The following is a 10,121-nucleotide window of genomic DNA, read 5'->3' on the forward strand; positions in this document are numbered from 1 at the left end:
CCAGGCGTCGGACTGCCGGCAGCCACGTTACGAAGAGACCTACCCCAACACGGGTGGCCGTGTCCCTATCAGCGGTCCGCCGACGCCACCCGACCCGGCGACAACACCCCCCGGATCATCCAAACGACAGGGGCAGTAAGTCATACCGGGCCGGGCGACCGAGGGTCCCCGGCTGGGGACGATCAAAAAGGTAACGGGGCGAGGGCGGACGACGGCTCGTCCATGATGAGCACGTCGGCGTCGCGGAGGAATCCGCGGGCGGCGGTGATGCGTTGCCACTGGCCGCCGGAGAGGTCCTGGCCGCCGGCGAAGGTGCGGTCGAGCAACGTCTCGTAGCCGTGGGGCAGGTCGGTGATCATGTCGTGGGCGACGGCGCGGTCGGCGGCGGCCTCGATGCGGGTCTGCTCGGCGTTGGTGGTGATGTCTCCGACGGCGATGTTCGTGGCGGCGGTGAACGGCCACTTGTGGTACTCCTGCGTCACGACCCCGATCCGCGCCCGCAGCGCGTCGGTGCCCCAGTCGTCGGCTGGTCGGCCGTTGTAGCCGATGGTGCCGCCGGTAGGGGTACGGAGGGTGGCGATCATAGTGGCGAGGGTGGACTTGCCGGAGCCGTTCTCCCCGACGAACGCCACCGTCTGCCCCGCCTCGATCCTTAGGCTGACCTGGTCGACGGCCGCGGTGTCGCGGTCCGGGTAGCGGAGACTCACCGCGTCGACGGTGATCTCCCGCAGCCGGTCCGCAGCGGGCGTCTCGGCGGCCAGGCTCGGGTGCGATGGCAGGTAGTCGGCGGCGCGGGTCATGAAGCCGGTGTAGTCGCGGAAGTGCTGCCCCTCGGTGTAGACGCGGTCGACCTGGAAGGTCACCACGGCCAGGGACCGTTGCGCGGACTGGACGGCGATGACGCAGGTCGCGGCGGCGGCGAGGGGGATCTGCCCGTCGATGAGCAACAAGCCGAGCAACACGTAGACCGCGGTGGTGGCGATCCCGCCGATCATCGCGCCGACGGTGGTGGTCGTGGTGACCCGCCGGGCCAGGGCGAGTTGAATGCCGGTCTCGACGGCCATGACCCGGTCGTACTGGTCGAGCAGGAACCCGCGCAGGCCGTAGGAGCGCAGTTCGGGGGCGGAGTCGCGTTCGGCCATCAGCCGGTGCAGCAGCCACAACCGCCGACGGCGTACCGATCCGGCGGCGTAGGTCTGGTAGCGCAGGTGCCCGGCGCGCAGCGACGCCCACCCGTTCGGCACGGTCGCCACCAGCAGCGCCAGGAGGAGCAGCGGGTGGACCACCACGACGGCGACGGCGACGGCGAGGACGCCGGCAAGGCCGGCGAGCAGGTTCATCGAGGCCTGCACCAGGCCGGTGGTGGAGTTCGCGCCGCGGGAGGCGCGTTCCATGTCGTCGGCGAACGCGTCGGCGTCGAACGCCTCCAACCGCACCGCCGTGGTCACCTCGAACAGGCCGCGCTCGACCTCCCGGTATCCACCTTCGGGGTCAGGCCGTTCTGGGCGTACCCCATGGCGGTGGCCATGCCGGCCCGCAGCGCAGTCACCGCCGCGAGCGCGGCCAGGGCGGGCAGCGCGGCCGTGACCTTGTCGGCGGTCGGGCCGCCGGCGAACAGTTCCACCGCCACCCGCTGGGTGGCGAGGAGCCCGAACGCCGCCAGCACCCCCGCGCCGACCGTCGTGCCCGCCACCACCGACGTGCGGACCCGGTCGGCGCGCCACCTCACCACGAGCGCGGCCCAGACCAGGCGGGGCAGCTCGGAGAAGACGGCGAACAGACCGGCCTGCGCCCTGGCCCGCACTCCGGTCTCCCACCACACTTCCCGCAACTCCGGCAACACCGAATCCCGCTGTGGCGGCTCGGGACGGGCGGGCGTCCGGTCGGAGTGAACGGTTCTGGGCATGGCGATACCTCCCGAAGGTGAGCAGGGTGAACTGCGGTGGGTGGTGGTGTCTCGATGGCGGACGGCCGGACGCCCAGGCCCCATCGGTGATCTCGGCGGGCGCCGCCGAAGCCGCGCCTCCTGCAGGAAGAGCCCTCAGGTGGCCAGCGGTCAGGTGACCCGGACGCCGTCTTCGAGGTAGTAGCAACACCCGTCAGCGCGGGCGCGCAGCGCCTCGGCGATCCGGCGAGCCAACAGCGGCCGTAACCGCCGGGCGATCTGTAGCGGGTCGCACCACGCCCAGCCCTTCAACTCCCCGGGCGGCACCACGATCCATTCCGTCGCGGTGGCGTCGAGGGTGCCGCCGTCGTAGATGACCATGACGCCCTCGGTACGCCCGTCGCGGGCCGGTACCCAGTCCACGACGAGCAACCGGCCTGGCGTCAGGTCCACGCCGAGTTCCTCCCGGCACTCCCGGACCGCGGCCTGGTACGGCGACTCGTCAGCCTCGACGCACCCGCCGGGAATCTCCCAATCCGCCTTGTACACGGGTTCGACCAGCAGAACCCGCTCGTCCGCGTCGGTGATCAGCAGCCCGGCGGCCATCCGCTTACGAGGCAGATCGGCGGTGACATCGCGGCGTCCGGAAGGCATGCGGAGACGGTAGGGCGCGGCAGAGGCGACACGCCCGCAGCGCCGTGCGCCGACATTGTCGGCAGATTCCGACACCAACTCCGACACCGCCAGCACCGCCGCCCCAGCCTGCCGACAGCGGCGTCGAGAACCCGCGCGAGCACCGCCGACAGCCGGGCAGGGGCCGTCGCCGGCAGCTCGGAAAGTGTCACCCGGGGCAGCTATGGTGTTCGCTCATCGTGACCGCGGCAACCCGGGGGTGGCAACGATGGCCGACCACGACGAGATCACCACCGCCCGCCGCGCGCTCGGCCGCCACCTCGCCCACCTGCGCAAAGACGCCGACCACACCCAGCACAGCCTCGCCCGGCTCGTGCAGTACGGGCGCAGCTCGATAGCGAACACCGAGACCGGACGACAGCATCCCGAACGCCCGTTCTGGACCCGCTGCGACCACGTGCTTCGCACCGGTGGTGTGCTGACCGCCGAGTACGACCGCATCGCCGACCTGAACCACCGCCGCCACCGCCCGGCGGATCCCCCCGGCAGCACCAGCGCAGCGGCGTGGTGGGAGCCCGAGGACGCCATCACCGCCCGCCGGTCGGCGCTGACCACCGCCACCGACGACGACGCCCGGCTGGCGCACCTGGAGGACGAGGTCCGGCAGGCGATCGCCGACAACGAACGCTGCCCACCCGCCGTCCTCGTCGCCCGGCTACGCCCCCTGCGGGTCTGTGTCGACCAGCTGATGGCCGGCCGGCAGCACCCGCCACAACGCGCCCGGCTCTACACCGCCGCCGCACACCTGTCCGGGCTCCACGCCGCCCTCGCCCTGGACCTGCGCGCCTTCCGCGTCGCACACGCCTACGCCGCCGAAGCGTTCGACCTCGCCCACACCGCCGAGCAACCCGACACACAGGCCTGGGCCCGCGCCACCCAAAGCCTGATCGCCTTCTACACCGGCAACCACCGCGACGCGCTCGCCTACGCCGAAGACGGCCTCCGCCACGCCGGCACCGGCCCCCACCGGATCCGCCTCACCGTCAACGGACAGGCGCGGGCCCTCGCCCACCTCGGCGACCGCAGTGCCGTCGACCGGGCTGTCGGTCGGACGTTCGACCTGCTGGCCGAACACCCGTCGGACGGGCAGGTCAGCACCAGCCTCACCCTCGGCCCCTACTGCCCCACCCGGGCCGCGGCCAACGCGACGACCGCCTACCTGGCCCTCGGCCACACCACCGACGTCGCCGACTATCTCGCCACCGCCATCGCCGCCTTCGACACCGCCCAGCTACGCGGCCCGCAAGCCCTCAGCCGCCTCGACCTGGCCACCGCCCACCTCCACGCCGACGACCCCGACCAAGCGGCCGAACTGGCGATGCAGGCCCTCACCCTCACCGCCGAGCACCGCTTCGAATCCGTCCACCAACGCACCCACCAGTTCCTCACCACCGCCCACCCCCTGCGCCACCACCCGCAGATACAGGACGTCGCGAACCTGCTCGCCGACCGCACACGCCCCCGCACGGCGCCACCAGCGGGCCTACGATCGCCGACATGAGCAGCCGGGAACCGACTAGCCTGCGGCAACGGTGGACCGCCTACCAGGACCTGCCCACCCTCACCGAGCACTGGTACTGGCGTCCCGGCTGGCACACCGGCCGCCACTTCTACACCTGGCACCCACCTTCCAACAGCAGCCCGCACTCCACCACCACGTCACCAACCTTCAACAGCAACTCGCCCCGCTGCCGGGGCTGGACCTAGTGCCGCTCGACGGCCTGCACCTGACCACGCAAGGAATCGGCTTCACCGACGAGGTACCCGACAACGACATCGACGCGATCGTCGCCGAAGCCCGCCAGCGGTGCGCTGCCCTGCCACCGCTGGAGCTGTCCCTCGGACCGGTCGACCCTGACCCCGAAGGCATCGGCCTGCTCGTCCAACCCTGGAACCCCGTCGAGCGGGTCCGCACCACCATCAGGGCCGCCATCGCCGCGGTGTGGCCCGTCGTTCCCGAACCAGCCGACGAAATCCGGCCCCACGTCACGATCGCCTACAGCAGCGCGCCCGCACCCACCGCGCCGATCCGCGCCCGGCTGACCGAACTGCGACACCTACCCCCCGTGACGGCGACGATCAGCGAAGTCTCACTGATCGCACTACGCCGGGAAGACCGCACCTACCGATGGTCGACCGTCGCCACCGCGCCCCTGAACGGATAAAGCCCGCCGGTCAGCACGTGATGCCGGTGAGACGGGCGACAGCGGTGTTCGCCGCGAGCCAGCCCGACACGTTCCCGCAGTCCTAGTAGTCAGCGCAGACGGCCAAGACGAGTACGTCGTGGTCGGCGGCATCGGCGTTGGCCACGTCTGTCGTCAGGAACTCGCCGGCCTCTCCGCCTCGCCCCTCGACTGGCGGATCGGAAGCATACGCGCGGTGCAGACGCCCCGGTTCTCGGCCGCCGGCCAACCGCGGCCCATAGGGTCGGCCCAGCGCACCCAACCCAGCGCCCTGAGCACCACCCACGATGCGCTGGCCGTGGTGCTACGGCGCTCAGCGATCGGAAGGTCTGAGACTCAACTGCTAGCATCAGAAGCTCTTCGGCCTCACGTTCACGGCGTTTGCGGTGTGAGGTTGGGTTGTTGGTTGTTTCAGGCGGCCGGGGGGTTGCCACTTCGTCCGCGCGAGCGGATGAAGTCCCCCGGTCGTTTCCACCGCTGGACAGTCGCGGGCAGGGGCAGCATGGAGATCCGGAACATCGGTGGTCAGCCGCACACCGACATCGCCGGGGCGGCCGAGTTCACACGTCGTTCCGAGGCGACGGTCCGACTCAAGACCTCACCCAAGCAACGCGAGCAGGGCTCTGGTTGGCCCGCGCCAGTCAAGCAAGACAAGAAGTCCTGGTTTCCCATCGACGAGCTGAATCGCGTCCGGGACATCCTGCTGCCACAGATCGGCGAGTCCACGAGAGCACGTGTTCATCACGTTGACCTTGACGGCGACCCAGAGGAATTGATTTCCGCTTCCGAGTTTCGGAGACTTCTCGACATCAGCCAAGGGGCATGGGCCAGGTACGTCGATCTGAGCAGAGCGGCATGGAGAGGCCAAAAGGATGGCTACCTGCCCTTCTTCGATGACGAAAAACCGGCCCCTGTGCAAGGCAAAATTCGCTATTGGAAGCGCCGCCGCGTGCAAGAATGGATCAACAACAGGGCTACCAGCCTGCGAGATCCTGGACAGCCCGAGTGAACCACCACTGCACTAGCTGACGAGTGATCGACCGCTCTCGTCTATTGAGTCACACCGCCCGCCTCCGCTACCCGGAAGTCCTCCTCCGGCCGGGTTAGCGCTCCGCTGCATTATTCGACTTTAATCGGCGTTTCGCCCTGCAAGCATGGCGACAGCGTCCGTCGTGAACCACCCAGCAACCCGCCGTACCGACCGGGCACCCTGTCTAGCTGAGGTCAAAAACTATCACCGGCGGAAGGGGTGGCGTTCGCGGCTTTCCGGGTGGCGCTCCCAGGTGAAGGCCGCCGACGGCTGAGGTGAGGTCAACTGCGCCACGGTGGCAGTGGCCGAACGAATTCCGGCCGTAACACGAAAGCCGACTTAGTCGCATGCCCACAACCAAGATTGCCGCCAATCGCGCAACAAATGTTTACTTTCCGTCACGCAGACATCCGCCTCACCACACCTCACGACGGACCACCCACACCTTTGGGTCAACATCTGCCACCATGCCAAGCGAATTCAACACGAGATTCATCCAGAATCGTTCACAAGGAAGTGCCACCGAGTGGACAGACAAGCGCTCATGATGTACCATTAAATACATGAGGGAGGGGCGGCAACCCCCGACCGAATGACCAACAATTCCAACCTCACCGAAGGAAGTGCCGTGAGCGACACGATCAGCACCATCCCCCTGTCGGCCCGACACGCCTCCCTGGCGGACCTGACCGCCATCCTCAATCAGCAGCAGGGCCACAAGCTCGACATCGTGGCCGGCACCGGGATGCTGCGAGCCGAAGCCGGCCACCTGCGCATCACGGGGGCAGAGCCGGTCCTCACCGACACCGGGGTCACCTCCGCCGATGGGCTGTACCTGCCCACCGAACTCGGCGACGCCGGACTCGGCGAGAAGCTGGGCATTCCCACCGCCTACCTCCGCAAGACCCGCGCCCAGGCGCTGCACCTCTACGACACCAACGTCAACGGCTGGCTCGATCTCCAACACGGCAAGCGATACCTCGCCCGCTGCCTGTCCGACGGCAACGGCGGCGGCATCCTGCGCGCCTTCCTCAGCGACGGCTACAAGATCATCGATCACCTGGACGTGTTGATGTCCGCACTGACCGGCATCCGTGAGTCCGGGCTACGGGTGAACCTCGCGTGCGACCTGAGCGAGCGGCGCATGGTCGTGCGGGTTCACTCCGAGGCGATCAAGTCGCTGGCCCCGACTCTGCTGCGCAACTACCGCAGCCCTTTCACCGGAGCGACCGGGGCGGACAACCCGACTGTCTTCGCTGGGCTCGTCTTCACCAACAGCGAGACCGGTGCCGGCGCGATGACCATCACTCCGCGCATCGTCGTTCAGGTCTGCGACAACGGCGTGACCGTCACCAAGGATGCCCTGCGTGCGGTTCACCTGGGCGCGAAGATGGACGAGGGAACGATCCGGTGGAGCAACGACACCCACGAGGCGAATCTCAGCCTCATCGGTAAGCAGGCCCGCGACGCCGTGCGCCGCTTCCTCGACGTCCGCTACGTCCGCCGCAAGATCGAGGAGATCGAGGAGAAGGCGGGCCGGCGCATCCCGGACCCCGACCACACCATCCGCGTCGTCGGGCAGCGGCTTCGCTTCACCGAGGACCAGCAGCGCCTGATCCTGAACCACTTCATCGACGGCGGGGACCGAACCGCCGGGGGCATGCTGCACGCGGTCACCAGCGCCGCGCAGACCCTCAGCGACCCCGATGCCGCGTTCGACATGGAAAGCGTCGGCATCCGGGCCATGGAGATCGCTGCCACGCTCTGACCGTTGGGCGGGTGCCGCCGCCAGCGGCACCCGACCCCCAGCGGCCCGCACCCGCACTTCCGCCGGTGTTCCCGCTTCGCACGCTCGGTTGTCGCGTGCCATCCCGTGCCGATCTTCTCCCACCGATGGAAGCACCCATGCCCATGTTCATCGGGCTGCCTCACGGCGTATCACTGCCCCGAAACCTCGCAGAGCCCGACGCGCGACACCTCGTATCCGTACTCGCCCGCACCTTCCAGTGGACTGGCCCCCTGTTCGGCCGCGCGGAGGTCGAGGCGTACCTACACGCCCAGGCAGACGACCCCGCCACCCTGCCCAGCCCCGCACTGACCGAAGAGAACTGGCAGCGCGTGCAAAAGACCGCCGCGTGGAAGGGCCTCGCCCTCGATGCCCGCCGCGCGATCGTCACCGCCGACGTCATCGGTCAAGCCCTCCGGCAGGCCGGATGCTGCTGCACCCACTGCGACACCCCGATTTCCGGCCCACCAACCGCCAACTGGGGCCTGTGCCCCGTCTGCCTGAACCGCGCACACCTCGCCGACCTACAGCTCATGCCGTGCCCGGCAGGCGACGGTGCCAGCAAACACCGTTGGGACGGCGGCACCTGCACCGACTGCACCATGCCGTCACCACCCAACCGCCCACACCTCACCGCCCTCGCCACAGCCGCCTGACTGGTCCAGCCCGGTTCCTTGACAACTCCACAGCGACCCGCGCGTAGCCCACCACCACCGCTGCCTTCGGCAGCGGTCCCACGAACCACCGGAGTGCTCTGGACGGCAACCCCAGACGCGCCCCGGCCAACCAACACACCCACAAACCGAAGGGAGCACGAACCGTGCTCACGGAAACCGCACCCGCACCAGAGATCGACAACGAAGCCCCAGATGACCGCCCGGACGCCGTCGACCTTCCCGAGATCGCCGAGGCAGCGACGACCGACAGCGACGCCCGGTCGCAAGGCACCGGCGACGACCAGGACATGCCCGAGCTGCCCGGCCGGCACTGCATGGTCGAGGTCGCCAACATCAAGCCCAACCCGGGTAACGCCCGCGACGACGCGCAGGCCCTCCCCGGCATCGTGCAGAACCTGCACCAGGACGGTGTTCGCGGCCTGCTCTCGCCGCTGATCGTCACGCCGCTCGGGCTCGGCGACGACGACGGTCCGTACCTCATCATCGACGGCGAGCAGCGCTACTGGTCCGCCGTCGAGGCAGAGCAGAAGTGGATCCAGGTCATCGTTCGTGACGACCTGGCCGCCAACCGCGAACAGCTCATCAGCATGCTCCGGCAGGTCCACCGCACCGACCTCACCGCCGCCCAGCAGGCCCGAGGCATCCAGCAACTCGCCCTCGACGGCATGAACGACGACGACATCGCCCGACACACCGGCTACCGGCCAGAGCAGATCAAGGCCGGGCGGCAGCTCGCCACCCTGGACAAGCGCACCACCGAGCGCACGCACACCCTCGGGCTCGACCTCACCCAGGTCGCCGCGCTTGCGGAATTCGCCGACGAACCCGAATGCGTCGAGACGCTGTTGGACGAGGCCGAGAATGGGCCCTTCGCCTTCGCCCGTGCCGTCGAGCAATATCGCGGCACGCGCGCCGCCATCGCCGCAGAAGCCGCCCGCCGCGCCGAACTGGTCGCCGCCGGAATCACGCTGCTGTCCGAGCACCCCCGATACAACGACCCCAAGATCAAGGAGGTCAGCGACCTACGCGACGCCGAGGGCAACCACGTCGACCCCGAAGGGCACAACGGCTGCCCCGGCCATGCCGTCCGACTGTTCCTCACCCACGACGACCGACGGACGGAAACCATCTACTGCACCGACTGGCGCGCGCACGGCCACGCCCTGCCCGCCTACGCCGTGACCTCCACCCGCAGTGGTCCCATGACCGAGCAGGAGAAGGCCGAACGGCGACTGGTCATCGAGAACAACAAGGCCATGGAGGTCGCCAACACGGTCCGCCGTGAATGGTTGGCGACGTTCCTGACCGCCAAGACCCCGCCGAAAGGCACGGCGAAGCTGATCGCGGAGATGCTGGCCGACTCCGGCTACATCCTCTCTACCTGGGTCAACGGCGGACGGAAGATGCTCGACGAACTCCTGTCACCGGGCAAGACCAAGCGACCCGGCACCAAGCGCGTCCCCGCGCGAGGTGTCAGCGACGGCCGTTACTCGGTCATCTCGCTCACGGCAATCGCCGCCGCCAACGAAAGTGGCATCACCCGGTCCTCCTGGCGGGCACCCGACCCGGCGGTCGCCAAGTGGTTGCAGTGGTGCGTCTCCAACGGCTTCCAAGTCGGCGAGGTCGAACAGCTCATCATCGACTCCGTCGCCAACCGCACGAAGCAGCGTGCCGACCTCAGCGTCGTCACGGCCCCGGAGCCCGACGAGCTGCTGTCTGGGCTCGACACCGACACCGCCGACAACGAGATCGCGCCCCGGCCGGACGAGGGGACGCCCAGCCCCTCGGACGACACCGACGAACCTGCCGGGTCCGCGCCCGAAAGCCGTCTCGCCGCCTGATACCGCCGGTCGGGGGCCACACCAAG

7 protein-coding genes and 2 pseudogenes are annotated in these 10,121 nt (G+C 69.0%); 7 read left to right on the forward strand and 2 right to left on the reverse strand.

Going from position 1 to position 10,121, the window contains the following annotated elements; translation table 11 throughout:
* Positions 1-194 precede the first annotated feature (194 nt).
* Positions 195-1,822 (reverse strand): annotated as a pseudogene (locus F6X68_RS25735) (ATP-binding cassette domain-containing protein); the annotation flags it as partial.
* 234 nt (positions 1,823-2,056) lie between these two features.
* Entirely contained in the window at positions 2,057-2,539 is a 483-nt protein-coding gene (locus F6X68_RS25740) for an NUDIX hydrolase (RefSeq protein WP_225852426.1), read from the reverse strand.
* A 247-nt stretch (positions 2,540-2,786) separates the two neighbouring features.
* Between F6X68_RS25740 and F6X68_RS34885 the strand changes: the two are divergent.
* The 7 genes and pseudogenes from F6X68_RS34885 to F6X68_RS25770 form a co-directional block, all read left to right on the forward strand.
* Positions 2,787-3,515: pseudogene (locus tag F6X68_RS34885) on the forward strand (helix-turn-helix domain-containing protein); the annotation flags it as partial.
* Between the two features lie 560 nt (positions 3,516-4,075).
* Entirely contained in the window at positions 4,076-4,285 is a 210-nt protein-coding gene (locus tag F6X68_RS34370; protein ID WP_225852427.1) for a hypothetical protein, read from the forward strand.
* Complete coding sequence (locus F6X68_RS25750) at positions 4,285-4,743, forward strand: 2'-5' RNA ligase family protein (RefSeq protein ID WP_225852428.1); 459 nt, start codon at positions 4,285-4,287, stop codon at positions 4,741-4,743. The genes F6X68_RS34370 and F6X68_RS25750 overlap by 1 nt, the downstream gene beginning before the upstream one ends.
* 520 nt (positions 4,744-5,263) lie before the next feature.
* Positions 5,264-5,770 carry a hypothetical protein gene (locus F6X68_RS25755; protein WP_151456700.1) on the forward strand — a complete coding sequence of 169 codons (507 nt, stop codon included), beginning with the start codon at positions 5,264-5,266 and terminating at the stop codon, positions 5,768-5,770.
* Between the two features lie 649 nt (positions 5,771-6,419).
* Positions 6,420-7,559, forward strand: a complete 1,140-nt coding sequence (locus tag F6X68_RS25760) for a DUF932 domain-containing protein (RefSeq protein WP_151456701.1) — start codon at positions 6,420-6,422, stop codon at positions 7,557-7,559.
* Positions 7,560-7,696: 137 nt separating this feature from the next.
* Positions 7,697-8,233, forward strand: a complete 537-nt coding sequence (locus F6X68_RS25765; RefSeq protein ID WP_151456702.1) for a hypothetical protein — start codon at positions 7,697-7,699, stop codon at positions 8,231-8,233.
* Positions 8,234-8,397: 164 nt separating this feature from the next.
* Positions 8,398-10,095 carry a ParB/RepB/Spo0J family partition protein gene (locus F6X68_RS25770; RefSeq protein ID WP_151456703.1) on the forward strand — a complete coding sequence of 566 codons (1,698 nt, stop codon included), beginning with the start codon at positions 8,398-8,400 and terminating at the stop codon, positions 10,093-10,095.
* The last annotated feature ends 26 nt before the right edge of the window (positions 10,096-10,121 follow it).

This window comes from Micromonospora sp. AMSO12t, assembly GCF_008806585.1.
GTDB classification, from domain to species: domain Bacteria; phylum Actinomycetota; class Actinomycetes; order Mycobacteriales; family Micromonosporaceae; genus Micromonospora; species Micromonospora reichwaldensis.

Bases quoted from the DNA above. Each gene is read 5' to 3' on its own strand.
- F6X68_RS25765 (WP_151456702.1), top strand. From the start codon at position 7,697: ATGCCCATGTTCATCGGGCTGCCTCACGGCGTATCACTGCCCCGAAAC.
- F6X68_RS25755 (WP_151456700.1), top strand. From the start codon at position 5,264: ATGGAGATCCGGAACATCGGTGGTCAGCCGCACACCGACATCGCCGGG.
- F6X68_RS25740 (WP_225852426.1), bottom strand. From the start codon at position 2,539: ATGCCTTCCGGACGCCGCGATGTCACCGCCGATCTGCCTCGTAAGCGG.
- F6X68_RS34370 (WP_225852427.1), top strand. From the start codon at position 4,076: ATGAGCAGCCGGGAACCGACTAGCCTGCGGCAACGGTGGACCGCCTAC.